Raw genomic sequence first — 17,108 nt, 5'->3', positions numbered from 1 at the left:
GAGTGTCCGCAGCAGTCGGCAGGCGGGAATCGTGAGGATCTTCGGGAAGGTACGGCATCGACCCTCCGCCTCGTGGCGGCAGGCCACCGACCGCGCGTTCACGCTGATCGGCGACGGTCGGTACGAGGACGCGGGTGCGCTCCTGACCAGAGCCGCGGACCTGGAGCCCTGGCTCTCCGAGTCCTGGTTCAACCTGGCGCTGCTCCACAAGTTCCGCCACGACTGGGAGCAGGCGCGGGCCGCCGGGCTGCGCGCCGTGGCCCTGCTCGACCGGGAGACCGGCGCCCCGGACTGGTGGAACGTCGGGATCGCCGCGACCGCGCTGCAGGACTGGCCGCTGGCCCGCCGCGCGTGGCAGGCGTACGGGCTGAAGGTGCCGGGGGACCCGCACGGCGCGGGCGGCGGCGGCGCTCACGCCCACGGCGAACCCGTCGGCATGGAGCTCGGCAGCGCGGCCGTACGGCTGTCGCCCGAGGGCGAGGCCGAGGTGGTCTGGGGCCGCCGGCTGGACCCGGCCCGCATGGAGGTCCTGTCGATCCCGCTGCCCTCCTCGGGGCGGCGCTGGGGCGAGGTCGTCCTGCACGACGGGGTCCCGCACGGCGAACGCATCACGGCGGCCGGGCCCTCCTACCCCGTCTTCGACGAGATCGAGCTGTGGGCGCCCTCCCCGGTACCGACCTGGGTGGTGCTCCTGGAAGCGGCCACCGAGGCCGACCGCAACGCCCTGGAGCAGCTGGCCTCCGACGCCGGCTTCGCCGCCGAGGACTGGTCCTCGTCCGTGCGGCTGCTGTGCCGGACCTGCTCGGAGAGCGCGATGCCGAGCGGCGAGGGCGACGGAGAGCACCTGGACCCGCACGACCACAGCGAACCGGGCCACCCCGGCCCGCTGGGGCACCGTACGGCGGGCTCCGGGTCCCTGTGGGTGCCCGAACGAGAATGCGGCATCGCCGCGCCGCCCGGGCTGGTGCGCGGACTGCTCGACGGATGGGTCGCGGACAGCCCGGACACCCGGGAGTGGCGGGATCTCGAAGAAGTCTGCTGAACGGGGGCCGTAGGCTGTACCGGCACATCAGTACCCGCACACCAGTGGCGTGGTGCTCGGCGGACCGGGACTTACGGAAGGCGTACGGCGGACATGGCGCAGCAGGAGAACGAGGTTGTCGGTGCCCTCGATGGAGCGAACGACGGATACGTCGTCGACACCGAGGACTGTGAGGCGCGCGAGCTCGCCCACCGCGAGCGCGGCACGGCCCGCCCGATCACGGTGGTGGGCAACCCGGTCCTGCACCGGGAGTGCAAGGACGTCACCGAGTTCGGCGACGAGCTGGCCCAGCTGATCGACGACATGTTCGCCAGCCAGAAGGCCGCCGAGGGCGTGGGCCTGGCCGCGAACCAGATCGGCGTCGACGCCAAGGTCTTCGTCTACGACTGCCCCGACGACGACGGCAACCGCCACACGGGCGTCGTGATCAACCCGAAGCTCGTCGAGCTGCCGGCCGCCGCGCGGGTCCTGGACGACTCGAACGAGGGCTGCCTGTCGGTCCCGACCGCCTACGCCTCGCTGGCCCGCCCGGACTACGCCGAGGTCACCGGCCAGGACGCGCAGGGCAACCCGATCAAGGTGCGCGGCACGGGCTACTTCGCCCGCTGCCTCCAGCACGAGACCGACCACCTGTACGGCTACCTGTACATCGACCGCCTCTCGAAGCGCGACCGCAAGGACGCGCTGCGCCAGATGGAAGAGGGCACCGCCCGCTACGAGACGGTCCCGAACGCGTAGCAGCCCCGCCGTACGGCCCCGGCACACGAAGGCGCCCCGCTCCCGGCCGGAGCGGGGCGCCTTCGCGCGTACGGGTTGTTCCTCCGGTCTCTCAGGCCCCTCAGGTCCCTCTGGCCCCTCCGGTCTCTCAGGCCGCGGCCCACGGCCCCCGGAAGGTGCGCCGGAAGGAGTTCGGGGTGGTGCCGAGGGCGCGCAGGAAGTGGTGGCGCAGGGCCGCCGCGTTGCCGAAGCCGCAACGGCCCGCGATCGCGTCGACCGTCTCGTCGGTGGACTCCAGCAGCTCCTGCGCCAGCAGGACCCGCTGGCGCAGCACCCACTGGTACGGGGTCGTCCCGGTCTCCTGCAGGAAGCGGCGGGCGAACGTCCGCGCGGACATGTGGGCCCGCTCCGCGAGCTGTTCGACGGTGATCTCCTCGTCCAGGTGGCGGGCCATCCAGCCGATCACCTCGCCCACCGTGTCGCAGGACGTGCGGGGCAGCGGACGCCGGATGTACTGGGCCTGCCCGCCGTCCCGGTGCGGCGGGACCACCATCCGGCGGGCGATGGTGTTGGCCACCTCCGCGCCCTGCTCCTGGCGCACGAGGTGCAGGCAGGCGTCGATCCCGGAGGCGGTGCCGGCCGAGGTGATCACCGATCCCTCGTCCACGTAGAGCACGTCCGGGTCGACCCGGGCCCGGGGGAAGCGGCGGGCCAGGGTCCCGGCGTGCATCCAGTGCGTGGTGCACCGCCGGTCGTCGAGCAGGCCGGCCGCGCCCAGCACGAAGGCACCGCTGCACACGCTCAGCAGCCGCGCACCGCGGTCCGCGGCCCTGCGCAGGGCCGCCAGCAGCGGCTCCGGATACTCCCGGGCGGGGGCGTCGCGGTCGGCGGGCAGACAGATCAGGTCGGCCTCCTCCAGCCGCTCGGGCCCGTGCGGCAGGGTGAGGCGATAGTGGCCGTCACCGACGGTGACGGGGTTCTCCTCCACCGCGCAGACGGCGAAATCGTAGGTGGGCAGGCCCATGGCACTGCGGTCGATCCCGAAGACCTCGCAGAAGATGCCCATCTCGAAGGGGGCGACCCCGTTCACCACGGCGACGGCCACGTTGTTCAGCGAGGAAGTCTTCAGCATGACCCCAGTGTGGCAGTAATTCGCTCTTCCATGACAGTCCTGCCACTGTCCGGTTTCGCCCGTCCTGGCGAGAGTGGAGTCATGAACACGTTCCTCGACCTCCTCGTAGTCCTCGCCGTTGCAGCCCTCCTCGCAACCCCCGCCCTCTACGGAGCCACCCGCGAACACCGCCTCAACCGCCAACTCCGCACAGCCGCACAGAACGCGCGGGTGCCGGGAACGACGAAGCGCCCCCGCCCCGGGAACCGGCCGGCCAGGCCGGTCTCCCCGTGGGCGGGGACGCTGTCGGGCAAGCGGCTCGGCTCGCCCCGGACCTAGAAGTCCTCGTCCAGGTCGACCGTGCCCTCGACCGCCACCTGGTAGGCCGACGGGCGGCGCTCGAAGAAGTTCGTCAGCTCCTGGACACCCTGGAGCTCCATGAAGGAGAACGGGTTCTGCGAGCCGTACACCGGCGCGAACCCGAGGCGGACCAGGCGCTGGTCCGCGACGCACTCCAGGTACTCGCGCATCGACTCGGTGTTCATGCCCGGCAGGCCGTCACCGCAGAGGTCGCGGCCGAACTGCAGCTCCGCCTCGACGGCTTCCTTCAGCATGTCGACGACCTGCTGCTGGAGCTCGTCGTCGAAGAGCTCGGGCTCCTCCTTGCGGACCGTGTCCACTACCTCGAACGCGAAGTTCATGTGCATGGTCTCGTCGCGGAACACCCAGTTGGTGCCCGTCGCCAGGCCGTGCAGGAGGCCGCGCGAGCGGAACCAGTAGACGTACGCGAAGGCGCCGTAGAAGAACAGGCCCTCGATGCACGCGGCGAAGCAGATCAGGTTCAGCAGGAAGCGGCGGCGGTCGGCGGCCGTCTCCAGGCGGTCCAGCTTCTCGACCTCGTTGATCCACTTGAAGCAGAACTGCGCCTTCTCGCGGATCGACGGGATCTCCTCGACCGCGTCGAACGCGGCCGCGCGGTCGTCCGGGTCGGGCAGGTAGGTGTCGAGCAGCGTCAGGTAGAACTGGACGTGCACGGCCTCCTCGAAGAGCTGGCGCGACAGGTACAGGCGCGCCTCCGGGGAGTTGATGTGCTTGTACAGGGTCAGGACGAGGTTGTTCGAGACGATCGAGTCACCCGTCGCGAAGAACGCGACCAGGCGGCCGATCATGTGCTGCTCGGACGGCGTCAGCTTCGCGAGGTCCGCGACGTCCGAGTGGAGGTCGACCTCCTCGACGGTCCAGGTGTTCTTGATCGCGTCCCGGTAGCGCTCGTAGAAGTCCGGGTAGCGCATGGGGCGCAGCGTCAGTTCGAAGCCCGGGTCCAGGAGGTTCTTCGTCTTGTCGGTGGAACTCATTACTGGCAGGCCTCGCAGGACTCGGGGTTTTCAAGGGAGCAGGCGAGCGCTTCCGCGGCGGCGGCTTCCGCGGCGGCTTCCGCGGCGGCGTCGGCGTCGACCAGGGGGAGCGCCGCCGCGGGGGCGGCCTGCGCGGCGCGGGCGATCTTCGTCGCGGGGCGCGAGCGCAGGTAGTACGTGGTCTTCAGGCCCTGCTTCCAGGCGTACGCGTACATCGAGGACAGCTTCCCGATGGTCGGCGTCTCCAGGAACAGGTTCAGCGACTGCGACTGGTCGAGGAACGGCGTACGGGCGGCCGCCATGTCGATCAGGCCGCGCTGCGGGATCTCCCACGCGGTGCGGTAGAGCTCGCGGACCTCGGCGGGGATCCAGCCGAAGCCCTGGACGGAGCCGCTGGACTCGCGCAGCGCCTCGCGGGTCTGGGCGTCCCAGACGCCGAGCCGCTTGAGCTCCTGCACCAGGTAGCCGTTGACCTGGAGGAACTCGCCGCTGAGGGTCTCGCGCTTGAAGAGGTTGGAGACCTGCGGCTCGATGCACTCGTACACGCCCGCGATGGAGGCGATGGTCGCCGTCGGCGCGATGGCGAGGAGCAGGGAGTTGCGCATGCCGGTCTTCGCGACGCGGGCGCGCAGCGCGTCCCAGCGCTCCGGCCAGTTCAGTTCCACGTCGTAGTGGTCGGGGTGCAGGACCCCGCGGGCGGTACGGGTCTGCTCCCAGGCGGGGAGCGGGCCGCTGCGCTCGGCCAGGTCGCACGAGGCCTCGTACGCCGCGAGCATGATGCGCTCGGAGAGCTTCGTGGACAGCGCCTTCGCCTCGGGGGAGTCGAAGGGGAGCTTCAGCTGGAAGAAGACGTCCTGCAGGCCCATCGCGCCCAGGCCCACCGGGCGCCAGCGCGCGTTGGAGCGGCCGGCCTGCTCGGTCGGGTAGAAGTTGATGTCCACGACGCGGTCGAGGAAGGTGACCGCGGTGCGGACGGTCTCGTCCAGGCGCTCCCAGTCGATCTCGCCGTCCACGACGAAGGCGCCGAGGTTGACCGAGCCGAGGTTGCAGACGGCCGTCTCGCCGTCGTTGGTGACCTCGATGATCTCGGTGCAGAGGTTCGAGGAGTGGACGACGCTGCCCGGCTCCGCGGTCTGGTTCGCCGTGCGGTTCGAGGCGTCCTTGAAGGTCATCCAGCCCTGGCCGGTCTGCGCGAGGGTGCGCATCATCCGGCCGTACAGGTCGCGGGCGGGCATGGTCTTGCGGGCCAGTCCGGCCGCCTCGGCCTTGCGGTACGCGGCGTCGAACTCGTCGCCCCACAGGTCCACCAGCTCGGGGACCTCGGCCGGGGAGAACAGCGACCAGTCGGCGTCGGCGTTCACGCGGCGCATGAACTCGTCCGGCACCCAGTGCGCCAGGTTCAGGTTGTGGGTGCGGCGCTGGTCCTCACCGGTGTTGTCGCGGAGCTCCAGGAACTCCTCGATGTCCGCGTGCCAGGTCTCCAGGTAGACGGCGGCGGCGCCCTTGCGGCGGCCGCCCTGGTTCACGGCGGCGACGGAGGCGTCGAGGGTCTTGAGGAACGGCACGATGCCGTTGGAGTGGCCGTTCGTGCCGCGGATCAGGGAGCCGCGGGCGCGGATGCGGGAGTACGAGAGGCCGATGCCGCCGGCGTGCTTGGACAGCCGCGCGACCTGGTGGTAGCGGTCGTAGATCGAGTCCAGCTCGTCCAGCGGGGAGTCCAGCAGGTAGCAGGAGGACATCTGCGGGTGCCGGGTGCCGGAGTTGAAGAGCGTGGGGGAGGAGGGCAGGTAGTCGAGGCGGCTCATCAGCCGGTACAGCGAGGCCACTTCCTCGACTGCCTGGACGCTCTCGTCGGCGGCGAGGCCGCAGGCCACGCGCAGCATGAAGTACTGGGGGGTCTCGATGACCTGGCGGGTGATCGGGTGGCGCAGCAGGTAGCGGCTGTGCAGGGTGCGCAGGCCGAAGAAGCCGAAGCGGTCGTCGGCGCCCTCGGTGAGTGCGTGTCCGACCAGCGCGTCGAGCCGGCTCGCGTGGATCCGTACGAACTCCGCGGTGCGGTCCGCGATCAGGCCCTCGTGGTGGCCGACGGCGACGGAGGCGGAGAAGGAGGTGGAGCCCTGGCCGGCGGCCTCCTCGCGGACGGCCAGCGTCAGCAGGCGGGCGGCGAGGCGGGAGTACGCCGGGTCCTCGGAGATCAGCCCGGCGGCGGCCTCGGTGGCGAGCGTGCGCAGCTCCGCCTCGTCCGCGGCGGCGCTGCGGCCGCGCAGGGCGGCGGCGGCGACCCGGCCGGGGTCGGTGTCGGGCAGGTCGGCGGTCAGCTCGGTGAGCGTGCGCAGGAGTGTGGCCCCCGGGCCCTCGGTGTTGTCGCCAGTAATGGACTCGGCGCGCGGTGCGGAAGGCGCGATGGTCACGGCGGGAGCTCTCCCTCGCTCGGCCCGGTCTTCGGCGGGCGGGCGCGGGGAGGCGCGTGCGGGCGTGGCAGGAACGCGTACACCGCACGGCGTCCACCGGCCCAACCTCGAGGCCCGGACGTATCGGCACCCGGTTCGGTCGACCCGGGTGCGCTGCCGGCAGGTCCTCGGACTTTTCATACCGTTGCGGGACAGTTCCGGATTCACACCGGATTTCCCTGCGGCGACAGCAGCCATGAGCATACATGTGGGGGCGACCTGATGCGGTAGCCCCCACATGTTGTGTCGTTCACTGAAGTCGGCGCACGGTTACAGCTCGATACGGTAGGTGAGCAGGGGCAGTCCGGGCACCGGGTACCAGTCCCGGTCCGGGGTCCGTACGAAGCCCAGCCGCTCGTAGATCCGGTGCGCCCCCAGCATCTTCTCGGTGGTCGAGAGCACCAGATGGGTCACGCCCTCCAGGGACCGGGCCCGGCTCAGGCAGGCCCGTACGAGGGCCTCGCCGGCGCCGCGTCCGCGGGCCTCGCGGGAGACGGCCAGCATCCGGAACTCCGCCTCGCCGGGGCCGGCGATGTCACAGAGCGGGCTGCCGGGAGGGGCGAAGGTCACACAGCCGAGCAGGGTGCCTTCGTGCTCCGCGACGAGCACCTCCCCGTCGGGGGCGCGGCCGGCGACGTCGCGCAGCCTGCTCAGGTAGGGGTCCTCCTCGGCGAAGTCGAGCAGTCCGTCCTCGAGGTAGGCCCGCGCGGTGATCTCGCCGAGCTCTTCGTGTTCGGCGGCCGCTGCCACCCTGATGACGATGTCCATGGACCGAGTGTGCGACAGGGCACGGGGAAGGGCCGCCACGTTTTCGCCGGTTCGGCATGGACGTGACGGCCCTTCGTGCCCGCGGGTTCAGCAGCAGCGGAAGCCTTCGCGCGGGTCGGCCTCGCGGGCGTCCGTGCGGGCCCGTTCGAAGGCCCGGCGGGTCTGGACCTCCGCGTCCGGGTCGTGCGTACGGGCGTGGGCGACGTAGCGCTCGTAGGCCGCCTCGCCCGAGAACTCCCGGACGAAGTACCGGGCCCGGCCCAGTACGTGGCGCAGGCCGCTCACGCGGGTTCCTGTACGGGTTCCTTCACGCGGCCCCCGCCCGAGTCGAGGCCGGCGGCGGCGAGCTCCGCCCGCTCCTCGGCGGTCGGGATCAGCCCGGCCGGGGCGACGAGCCTGGACTCGGTCCACGGGACCTCGGCCAGGGTGACGGACTCCGGCTTGCGGACGGCGTTGAAGCAGGTCCGGGCCGCGTCCAGCAGCACGATGATGATCAGAGCCGCGAAGAACACCGACAGGACGCCGTCGACCGTGGCGTTGGTGACCACGGTGTGCATCTCGTCCATGTTCTTGGCGGGCTTGAGGATCTTGCCCGCGTCGATGCCGTCCTGGTAGACGTCGCGCTGCGCGAAGAAGCCGATCTTCGGGTTGTCGGAGAAGATCTTCTGGTAGCTCGCGGTGAGCGTGACGGCCACGTCCCAGGCCAGCGGAACGCCCGTCACCCAGGCCCACTTGAGCCGGCCCGACTTGATCAGCAGGGTGGTGCAGACGGCCAGGGCGACCGCCGCGAGCAGCTGGTTCGCGATGCCGAACAGCGGGAAGAGCTGGTTGATGCCGCCCAGCGGGTCCTTGACGCCGACCCACAGGAAGTAGCCCCAGCCGCCGACGACGACCGCGCTCGCGAGCCAGACGCCCGGCTTCCAGCTGATGTCCTTGAAGGACTTGTGCACGTTGCCGAGGGTGTCCTGGAGCATGAAGCGGCCCACGCGGGTGCCCGCGTCGACCGTGGTCAGGATGAACAGGGCCTCGAACATGATCGCGAAGTGGTACCAGAACGCCTTCATGGCGGTGCCGCCGATGACGGAGGAGAAGATCTCCGACATTCCGAGTGCGAAGGTCGGCGCGCCGCCCGTACGGGACAGCAGGCTGGTCTCCTCCACGTCCTTCGCCGCCTGGGCGAGGGCGTCGGGGGAGATCGCGAAGCCGAAGTTCGTCACCGCCTCCGAGGCGGTCTGGACCGTCGCGCCGACGACTCCGGCGGGGGAGTTGACCGCGAAGTACAGGCCCGGGTCGATGATGCAGGCCGCGATGATCGCCATGACGGCGACGAAGGACTCGGTCAGCATGGCGCCGTAGCCGATGACCTTGACCTGGGTCTCCTTCTGGATCATCTTCGGGGTGGTGCCCGAGGAGACCAGCGAGTGGAAGCCCGAGAGCGCTCCGCAGGCGATGGTGATGAAGACGAACGGGAACATCGAGCCCGCGAAGACCGGGCCGTCACCGCGCGAGGCGAAGTCGGTGACCGAGGGCATCTTCAGCACCGGCATGGCCACGACCACGCCCACGGCCAGCAGCCCGATGGTGCCGACCTTCATGAATGTGGAGAGGTAGTCGCGCGGGGCGAGCAGCATCCACACCGGCAGCACGGACGCCACGAAGCCGTAGACGACCATCCAGATGACCAGCGTCTCCTTCTCCAGGGTGAAGGTGCCCGCCAGGGAGGAGTCCGCGACCCAGCCGCCCGCGACGATGGCGAGCAGCAGCAGGGCGACACCGACGACGGAGACCTCGGTGACCCGGCCGGGGCGCAGGACGCGCAGGTAGAAGCCCATGAAGAGGGCGATCGGGATGGTCATGCCGATGGAGAAGACGCCCCAGGGCGAGTGCGCCAGGGCGTTGACGATGACCAGGGCCAGCACCGCCAGCAGGATGATCATGATGGCGAACACGCCGACCAGTGCGGCGGCGCCGCCCACCGGGCCGATCTCGTCCCGGGCCATCTGGCCGAGCGAGCGGCCGTTGCGGCGGGTGGAGAAGAAGAGCGTGACCATGTCCTGGACCGCGCCCGCGAAGATCACGCCCGCGACGATCCAGATGGTGCCGGGCAGGTAGCCCATCTGCGAGGCGAGCACGGGACCCACGAGCGGTCCGGCACCGGCGATGGCGGCGAAGTGGTGGCCGAAAAGCACCCGTCGGTCGGTCGGGTGGAAGTCGACGCCGTTGTCGAGGCGTTCGGCGGGGGTGGCGCGGGTCTTGTCCACCTTCAGGACCCGGTTCGCGATGAAACGCGCGTAGAAGCGGTAGCCGATCGCGTACGAGCCCAGCGCGGCGGCGAGCAGCCAGGCGGCCGAGATCTCCTCACCGCGCGAGAGCGCCAGCACGCCCCAGCCGAGGGCCCCCACGAGCCCGACGAGCACCCACAGGGCCACGGCCTTGGGGGACATGCCCCCCAGCGTGCCGGGAACGCCCTCCGGGCCCCCTGATGGAGAAGGCGAGCCCGGCGTGGTGCCCGGACTCGCCGCGTTCCGTTCCGCTCGTGTCGCTTCCGGCTCTGGTTCCGTCATGATCCGTCGTCCCCTCGTTGATCATCTGCGTAAGCGCAGGGAATCTACGGGGGCCCGCCCGGTGGACGTAAGCCCCCGTCCGTATAGCGGAACGAGAGTCAACTACGAATCAGACGGCGGGGCGCTGGAGTCGGGCGACGAACTTGTAACGATCGCCTCGGTAGACGGAGCGCACCCACTCGACGGGCTCTCCGTCGGCGTCCAGCGAATGGCGCGAAAGCATCAGCATCGGCAGTCCGACGTCCGTGCCGAGCAGTCCGGCCTCCCGCGGGGTGGCCAGCGAGGTCTCGATGGTCTCCTCGGCCTCGGCGAGGCGTACGTCGTACACCTCGGCGAGGGCGGTGTAGAGGGAGGTGTACTTGGCCAGCGAACGGCGCAGCGCGGGGAAGCGCTTGGCGGAGAGGTGCGTGGTCTCGATGGCCATCGGCTCGCCGCTCGCCAGCCGGAGCCGTTCGATGCGCAGGACCCGGCCGCCGGTGGAGATCTTGAGCAGGCCGGCGAGGGTGTCGTCGGCCGTCACGTAGCCGATGTCCAGGAGCTGGGAGGTGGGTTCCAGTCCCTGGGCCCTCATGTCCTCGGTGTACGAGGAGAGTTGGAGCGGCTGGGAGACCTTCGGTTTGGCGACGAAGGTTCCCTTGCCCTGGATCCGTTCCAGCCGCCCCTCGACGACGAGCTCCTGGAGGGCCTGTCGCACGGTGGTGCGGGAGGTGTCGAATTCGGCCGCGAGCGTGCGCTCGGGCGGCACCGGTGTGCCGGGGGGCAGTGTTTCGGTCATGTCGAGCAAGTGCCGCTTGAGTCGGTAGTACTTGGGCACGCGTGCCGTGCGGGTGGCCGCCCCGCCATCCGGCTCCGTGGTCGCCCCTTCGGTGGCCATCGCCGCCCGCCTTCCCGACTCCAGTTTCGTTGCCGTCACCGGCTCCTCCGATATGTGCGGTCACATCGTGACACGGGAGGGAGGGCAGGCCTCCTCCCTCCCCCAGGTGTCGGTCCGATAACGGACCGAGCACCCGCTCATTAGACCCTTGACACCCCTAAAGGTCTAGGCCAAGCTCCAGCTACTGGTCTACACCAATATGGATCAGATCCCGGCCCCACGGGCAGTACTTGACGCTTTTGAGTCACCGCGGCGGGCGAGGGAAGTTGCAGGCAGCATCCCTGAGGAGGGTGGCGTGAAGCGCAAGCTCATCGCGGCGGTCAGTGTCGCGGGCATGATGGTCGGAGTCGCGGCGTGCGGCAACGGCGACGACAAGCCGAAGGCCGACGCGGGTGGCGCCAAGGAGATCACTGTCTGGGTGATGGACGGCTCCGCACCGAAGGCATGGATAGACGCGGTCAACGCGGAGTTCTCGGCCAAGCACCCCGGTGTCACGGTCAAGGTCGAGGAGCAGAAGTGGAAGGGCATCCAGGAGAAGGTCACCACGGCCCTCTCCGAGAACACCCCTCCGGACGTCCTGGAGCTCGGTAACACCCAGACGGCCGGTTACGCCGTCACCGGCGGCCTCGCCGACCTGACCAAGGACAAGGCCAAGCTCGGCGCGGACGCCTGGTCGAAGGGCATGACCGCCTCGTCCGAGATCGACGGCAAGCTCTACTCCGCTCCGTGGTACGCGGCCAACCGCGTCGTCGTCTACGACAAGAAGGCGTACGCCAAGGCCGGCGTGACCCCGCCGACCACCCGCGACGAGTGGATCGCCGGCCTGGAGAAGCTGAAGGCGGCCGACCCGGCCTCGCAGCCGATCTACCTGCCCGGCCAGAGCTGGTACGTCCTCGCGGGCTTCGTCTGGGACGAGGGCGGCGACCTCGCCGTCAAGGACGGCGCCAAGTGGAAGGGTGGCCTCGCCACCCCCCAGGCCGCCTCCGCGATCGACTTCTACAAGAAGCTCCAGTCCTTCTCCACCGCTCCGAAGGACAAGGACGAGGCCACCCCGCAGCAGTCCACCGACATCGTTCCCAAGGGCGGCGTCTCGTCCTGGATCGGTCTCGGCTGGGAGGCCGGCGGTGCCGAGAAGGCCCTGAAGGACGCGGGCAAGGAAGCCGACTTCGGTTACTTCCCGATCCCGGGCAAGACCGCGGACAAGCCGGGCACCGTCTTCCTCGGCGGCTCGAACCTCGCGATCTCCGAGCGCTCCAAGAACAAGGAGCTCGCCAAGGAGTGGCTGGCCCTCGCCGCAGGCAAGGACCAGATGACCAAGTACGCCGCCGAGACCAAGGGCGCGCTGCTCCCGAACCAGCCGGGCGCGAACTTCACCCCGCCGGCGGGCTCCTTCGCCGAGGCCATGGCCAAGGCCGGCGCCAACGGCAAGATCACCCCGGTGACCCCGGGCTGGGCGAACGTCGAGACCGAGCCCAACCCGATCAAGGAGTTCATGACCAAGGTCCTGAACGGCGGCGACGCGGCCAAGGCCGGTGCGGAAGCGGACGCGGAGATCGCGAAGCGCATCAACAAGTAACACCCGGCGCCACCCGAAGTACCCGCGCCACCCGAAGTACCCGCAGTACGCGCAGTACCCGCACCACCTGAAGTACCCGCAGTACCAGCAGTGATCGCACCGGGGGGTGCGGCGGTCGCCCAGGAGCGCCCGCCGTGCCCCCGGTCGCGCATTGACAGACGTAAGCGCCGCCCGTTCCTCCGCCGAGTCGAGCCGAGCCGGGGAAGCGGGTGCGAGTCGCCACAGTCAACCGCGAGGAAGCCAGACATGACCGTGCACTCCCAGGGAGCGGCGACCTCCGCTCCACAGGACGCACCACAGAAGTCCGCCGGGGTGGCCAAGACGCCGCCGCCCACCGGAGCCAAGGCAGCGCCCAAGTCTCCTCGCGGGGGCAGGAAGTCGCTCCCTTCAGGGTGGTGGCCCTACCTCCTGATCGGGCCGGCCGTGCTCAGCATGGCGACCCTGCTGCTGTATCCGCTGATCAAGAACATCATCCTGTCGTTCCAGAAGGTCGACAAGATCGAGTTCATCCAGCGGAAGTCGCCGTTCACCGGCGTGGACAACTACACCCAGCTGCTGGGTGACTCGCAGTTCTGGACCGTCGGCGTCCGCAGCTTCGTCTTCACCGCGGCCAACGTCGTACTGATCATGGTCCTCGGCAGCCTCATCGGCATCCTGCTGAACAGGCTCGGCAAGTGGATGCGCCTGGTCCTGTCCGTGGCACTGGTGATGGCCTGGGCCATGCCCATCGTCGCCTCCGTGACCGTCTTCCAGTGGCTGTTCGACGAGCAGTTCGGCGTGATGAACTGGCTGATGCGTACGCTCGGCTTCTCCGGGTACGACCAGCACAACTGGTTCGAGACGGGCTTCTCCACCCTCGTGATCGTCACGGTCCTGGTGGTCTGGGGCTCGATCCCCTTCGTCGCCCTCAACATGTACGCCGGTCTGACCACCGTCAGCGGCGAGCTGTACGAGGCGGCCCGGATGGACGGCGCCAACGGCTGGCAGACCTTCTGGAAGGTCGTCTTCCCGAACCTCAAGTCGTTCTTCCTCGTCACCACGTTCCTCGAGGTGATCTGGGTCTTCAAGGCCTTCACCCAGGTCTACGCGATGAAGGCGGGCGGGCCCGACCGGGCCTCCGAGATCCTGCCCGTCTTCGCCTACGTCGAGGGCCAGAGCCAGTTCCACTACGGTCTGGCCGCGGCGATCTCCGTCCTGACGATCGTGATGCTCGTGATCGTCATGTCCTTCTACTTCCGTCTGATCCTGAAGCAGGAGGAGGAGCAGTGAGCACCACCACCGCCCCGAAGCCCGCGCCGCCGGCCGGGCCCCAGCAGCTGCGCAACCGCAGGCCGGTGCGCCCCGCGGCCGTCGCCAAGAACGTCGGCGCCCTGCTCCTGGCAGTCCTCTTCGTCTTCCCCGTCTACTGGATGTTCTCCTCGGCGCTCAAGCCGTCCAGCGAGATCCTCTCCAAGGACCCCGTCTTCGTCTTCACCCCGACGCTGGACAACTTCACCAAGGCCACCGGCGTCGACATGTTCTGGACGTACGTCACGAACAGCCTGCTCGTCACCGTCGGGGCCGTCCTGCTGGCGCTGGTCGTGGCCCTCGCCGCGAGCTTCGCCATCGCCCGCATGAAGTTCAAGGGCCGCAAGGGCCTCGTGCTCGCCGTGATGCTCGCCCAGATGGCCCCCTGGGAGGTCATGGTCATCGCGATGTACATGATCGTCCGCGAGGCCGACCTGCTGAACAACCTCGCCGTGCTGACCGCGATCTACTTCGTGATGGTCCTCCCCTTCACCATCTGGACCCTGCGCGGCTTCATCGCCGCCGTCCCGGTGACACTGGAGGAGGCCGCCCAGATCGACGGCTGCACCCGTGGCCAGGCCTTCCGCAAGGTGATCTTCCCGCTGCTGGCCCCCGGCCTGATGTCCACCTCGCTCTTCGGCTTCATCACGGCCTGGAACGAGTTCGCGATGGTCCTGATCCTGAACAAGGACAAGTCCGCGCAGACCCTGCCGCTGTGGCTGACCCAGTTCCAGACGGCCTTCGGCAACGACTGGGGCGCCACCATGGCCGCGTCCTCGCTCTTCGCGGTCCCGGTGCTGCTCATCTTCGTCTTCCTCCAGCGCAAGGCCGTCGGCGGCATGACCGCCGGCGCCGTGAAGGGATAACGGCCCATGACTGTCCTTGCGCACCGCTCGACCGTGCCCAATCCCAACGACGGCCTGGCCCGGGACGCGCTCGCGGTCCTCCAGCCCGGCTTCGAGGGCACCACCGCCCCCGCCTGGCTGCTGCGGCAGGTCTCCGAGGGCCTCACCGCCGTCGGCCTCTTCGGCCGCAACATCACCTCGCCCGAGCAGCTCGCCGGGCTGACCGCGCAGCTGCGCACCGAGCGGGACGACGTCCTCGTCGCCATCGACGAGGAGGGCGGCGACGTCACCCGCCTGGAGGTCCGGGGCGGCTCCTCCTTCCCCGGCAACCTGGCGCTCGGCGCCGTGGACGACGCGGACCTGACCCGCGACGTCGCCCGCGAGCTGGGCCGGCGCCTCGCCGAGTGCGGGGTCAACCTCAACTGGGCCCCGTCCGCGGACGTCAACTCCAACCCGGACAACCCGGTCATCGGCGTACGGTCCTTCGGCGCCGACACCCACCTCGCCGCCCGGCACACCGCCGCGTACGTCGAGGGCCTGCAGGCCGCCGGCGTCGCCGCCTGCACCAAGCACTTCCCGGGCCACGGCGACACCAACGTCGACTCGCACCACGCGCTGCCCCGCATCGACGTGGACCTCGACACCCTGGCCGCGCGCGAACTCGTACCGTTCCGCGCGGCGATCGAGGCCGGCACCAAGGCGGTCATGAGCGCGCACATCCTGGTGCCCGCCCTGGACCCGACCCGCCCGGCCACCCTCAGCCCGCAGATCCTGACCGGTCTGCTGCGCAAGGAGCTCGGCTACGAGGGCCTCATCGTCACCGACGGCATGGAGATGAACGCCATCGCCGGGACGTACGGCATCGAGCGCGGCTCGGTACTGGCCATCGCGGCGGGCGCCGACGCGATCTGCGTCGGCGGCGGGCTCGCCGACGAGGCCACCGTCCTGAACCTGCGCGACGCGCTGGTCCAGGCCGTACGGGACGGCTCGCTGCCGGAGGAGCGGCTCGCGGAGGCCGCCGCCCGGGTCCGCTCACTGGCCGAGTGGACCCGTACCGTCCGCCCGGGCGCGCGGCCGGAGGGGAGCAGCGCGCCCGGCATCGGACTGGCCGCGGCCCGCCGCGCGGTGGTCGTGACGGGTTCGCGCGCCGCGGCCGCCCCGGTGAACGCCCCGTACGTCGCCACGCTCACCCCGGTCGCGAACATCGCGGTGGGCGACGAGACCCCGTGGGGAGTGGCCGGGGAACTGTCCGCGCTGATCCCGGGCACCGAGTCGGGCGTGTACCCGCAGGGTTCGGCCGCGGCCGGCATCCTGGCGGCCGCGGGCAATCGCACGGTCGTCGCGGTGGTCCGCGACGCGCACCGGCACCCGTGGATGACCGAGGCCCTGGACGCGCTGGTCGCGGCGCGGCCGGAGACGATCGTGGTCGAGATGGGCCTGCCGCGGGCCGAGCCGCGGGGTGCGCTGCACATCGCCACGCACGGGGCGGCCCGGGTGTGCGGGCGCGCTGCCGCCGAGATCATCGCGGGGGTCTAGCGGCCGCTGCCGGGGCTCCGCCCCCGGACCCCGCACCCCAAACGCCGGCGGGGCTGGACGAATCCAGCCCCGCCGGCGTTTCGTTGCCCACCGGTACCGCTTACAGCCCCTGCCACGCGGGCTTGTTGGCGAAGGTGTGGCGGAAGTAGTCCGCGAGCTTCAGCTTGGACGCGGCGGCCTCGTCCACGACCACCGTGGCGTGGCGGTGCAGCTGGAGCGCGGAGGCCGGTACGAGGGCGGACAGCGGGCCCTCGACGGTCTGCGCGACGGCCTCGGCCTTGCCCTCGCCGGTGGCCAGCAGGACCAGGTGGCGGGCGTCGAGGATGGTGCCGATGCCCTGGGTGATGACGTGGTGGGGCACCTGCTCTATGTCGTCGTCGAAGAAGCGCGCGTTGTCCACGCGGGTCTGCTCCGTCAGCGTCTTGATGCGGGTGCGGGAGGCGAGCGAGGAGCACGGCTCGTTGAAGCCGATGTGTCCGTCGGTGCCGATGCCGAGCAGCTGGAGGTCGACGCCGCCGGCCTCGGCGAGCGCCCGGTCGTAGGCGTCGCACGCGCCGACGATGTCGGCGGCGCTGCCGTCGGGGCCCATGAAGGAGGCCTCGGACAGACCCAGCGGCTCGACGACCTCGCGCAGGACGACCGCGCGGTAGGACTCGGGGTGCCCGGCCGGCAGCCCGACGTACTCGTCGAGCTGGCAGATGCGGGCCCGTCCCACGTCGACCTTGCCGGCCTTGACCCGGGCGGCGAGGGCCTCGTAGATGGGAAGCGGGGTAGAGCCGGTCGCCACGCCGAGCAGGGCCTCGGGCTTGCGGCGGACCAGGGCGGCCATGGCCTCCGCGATGAGCTCGCCGCCTGCCTTGGCGTCCGGGACGATGACAACTTCCACGCGGGGCCTGCCGATCTGGAGTGTGACGATGTGGTATAGACCAATCTAGCAGAGGTGACGGCCCGTCGCCGGGTCTTCGCACCATCCCATGGTGGGC

15 protein-coding genes and 1 riboswitch are annotated in these 17,108 nt (G+C 70.3%); of the genes, 7 read left to right on the top strand and 8 right to left on the bottom strand.

Going from position 1 to position 17,108, the window contains the following annotated elements:
* The first annotated feature begins 31 nt into the window (after positions 1-31).
* Both OG904_RS08665 and def read left to right on the top strand, forming a co-directional pair.
* The gene (locus OG904_RS08665) at positions 32-1,042 is read left to right on the top strand and encodes a tetratricopeptide repeat protein (RefSeq protein ID WP_405489001.1); all 1,011 of its coding nucleotides are present in this window, start codon (positions 32-34) and stop codon (positions 1,040-1,042) included.
* Positions 1,043-1,135: 93 nt separating this feature from the next.
* Positions 1,136-1,780, top strand: a complete 645-nt coding sequence (def, locus tag OG904_RS08660) for a peptide deformylase (RefSeq protein ID WP_405488999.1) — start codon at positions 1,136-1,138, stop codon at positions 1,778-1,780.
* Between the two features lie 127 nt (positions 1,781-1,907).
* Here def and OG904_RS08655 read toward each other — a convergent pair whose 3' ends face one another.
* Positions 1,908-2,891, bottom strand: a complete 984-nt coding sequence (locus tag OG904_RS08655; protein WP_405488997.1) for a helix-turn-helix domain-containing protein — start codon at positions 2,889-2,891, stop codon at positions 1,908-1,910.
* Between the two features lie 81 nt (positions 2,892-2,972).
* On the opposite strand from OG904_RS08655, the gene OG904_RS08650 reads away from it, so the two are divergent.
* Positions 2,973-3,209, top strand: a complete 237-nt coding sequence (locus OG904_RS08650; protein WP_405488995.1) for a hypothetical protein — start codon at positions 2,973-2,975, stop codon at positions 3,207-3,209.
* Here OG904_RS08650 and OG904_RS08645 read toward each other — a convergent pair.
* From OG904_RS08645 to OG904_RS08620, 6 genes are all read right to left on the bottom strand, one after another.
* Positions 3,206-4,225 carry a ribonucleotide-diphosphate reductase subunit beta gene (locus OG904_RS08645; RefSeq protein ID WP_405488993.1) on the bottom strand — a complete coding sequence of 340 codons (1,020 nt, stop codon included), beginning with the start codon at positions 4,223-4,225 and terminating at the stop codon, positions 3,206-3,208. The genes OG904_RS08650 and OG904_RS08645 overlap by 4 nt on opposite strands.
* Positions 4,225-6,636, bottom strand: coding sequence for a ribonucleoside-diphosphate reductase subunit alpha (locus OG904_RS08640; RefSeq protein WP_405488991.1), 2,412 nt, complete (start codon positions 6,634-6,636; stop codon positions 4,225-4,227). The genes OG904_RS08645 and OG904_RS08640 overlap by 1 nt, the downstream gene beginning before the upstream one ends.
* Before the next feature lie 140 nt (positions 6,637-6,776).
* Positions 6,777-6,889, bottom strand: a riboswitch (cobalamin riboswitch).
* 56 nt (positions 6,890-6,945) lie between these two features.
* Positions 6,946-7,443 (bottom strand): GNAT family N-acetyltransferase, encoded by a 498-nt coding sequence (locus OG904_RS08635; RefSeq protein WP_405488989.1) that lies wholly within the window; start codon positions 7,441-7,443, stop codon positions 6,946-6,948.
* A gap of 87 nt (positions 7,444-7,530) precedes the next feature.
* On the bottom strand, positions 7,531-7,728 hold the full coding sequence (locus OG904_RS08630) for a CstA-like transporter-associated (seleno)protein (protein WP_405488987.1): 198 nt from the start codon (positions 7,726-7,728) through the stop codon (positions 7,531-7,533).
* Complete coding sequence (locus OG904_RS08625; protein WP_405488985.1) at positions 7,725-9,887, bottom strand: carbon starvation CstA family protein; 2,163 nt, start codon at positions 9,885-9,887, stop codon at positions 7,725-7,727. Before OG904_RS08625 ends, OG904_RS08630 begins: the two co-directional genes overlap by 4 nt.
* Before the next feature lie 229 nt (positions 9,888-10,116).
* Positions 10,117-10,881: a GntR family transcriptional regulator gene (locus OG904_RS08620; protein ID WP_405488983.1), complete on the bottom strand. Its 765-nt coding sequence runs from the start codon at positions 10,879-10,881 to the stop codon at positions 10,117-10,119.
* A 295-nt stretch (positions 10,882-11,176) separates the two neighbouring features.
* Here OG904_RS08620 and OG904_RS08615 point away from each other — a divergent pair, with 295 nt between their 5' ends.
* The 4 genes from OG904_RS08615 to OG904_RS08600 all read left to right on the top strand — a co-directional run bounded on the left by OG904_RS08615 (position 11,177) and on the right by OG904_RS08600 (position 16,125).
* Entirely contained in the window at positions 11,177-12,457 is a 1,281-nt protein-coding gene (locus OG904_RS08615; RefSeq protein WP_405488980.1) for an extracellular solute-binding protein, read from the top strand.
* 246 nt (positions 12,458-12,703) lie between these two features.
* Positions 12,704-13,726 (top strand): carbohydrate ABC transporter permease, encoded by a 1,023-nt coding sequence (locus OG904_RS08610; protein ID WP_405488978.1) that lies wholly within the window; start codon positions 12,704-12,706, stop codon positions 13,724-13,726.
* Between the two features lie 47 nt (positions 13,727-13,773).
* On the top strand, positions 13,774-14,610 hold the full coding sequence (locus OG904_RS08605; protein WP_405497877.1) for a carbohydrate ABC transporter permease: 837 nt from the start codon (positions 13,774-13,776) through the stop codon (positions 14,608-14,610).
* A gap of 6 nt (positions 14,611-14,616) precedes the next feature.
* Positions 14,617-16,125, top strand: coding sequence for a glycoside hydrolase family 3 protein (locus OG904_RS08600; RefSeq protein WP_405488976.1), 1,509 nt, complete (start codon positions 14,617-14,619; stop codon positions 16,123-16,125).
* Positions 16,126-16,225: 100 nt separating this feature from the next.
* Here the strand turns inward: OG904_RS08600 and nagB are convergent, their stop codons facing one another.
* Positions 16,226-17,011 (bottom strand): glucosamine-6-phosphate deaminase, encoded by a 786-nt coding sequence (gene nagB / locus OG904_RS08595; RefSeq protein ID WP_405488974.1) that lies wholly within the window; start codon positions 17,009-17,011, stop codon positions 16,226-16,228.
* Positions 17,012-17,108: the final 97 nt, after the last annotated feature.

It is taken from the genome of Streptomyces sp. NBC_00096 (assembly GCF_045041305.1).
Classification (GTDB): Bacteria; Actinomycetota; Actinomycetes; order Streptomycetales; family Streptomycetaceae; genus Streptomyces.
This window is presented reverse-complemented; position numbering and strand designations above follow the sequence as displayed.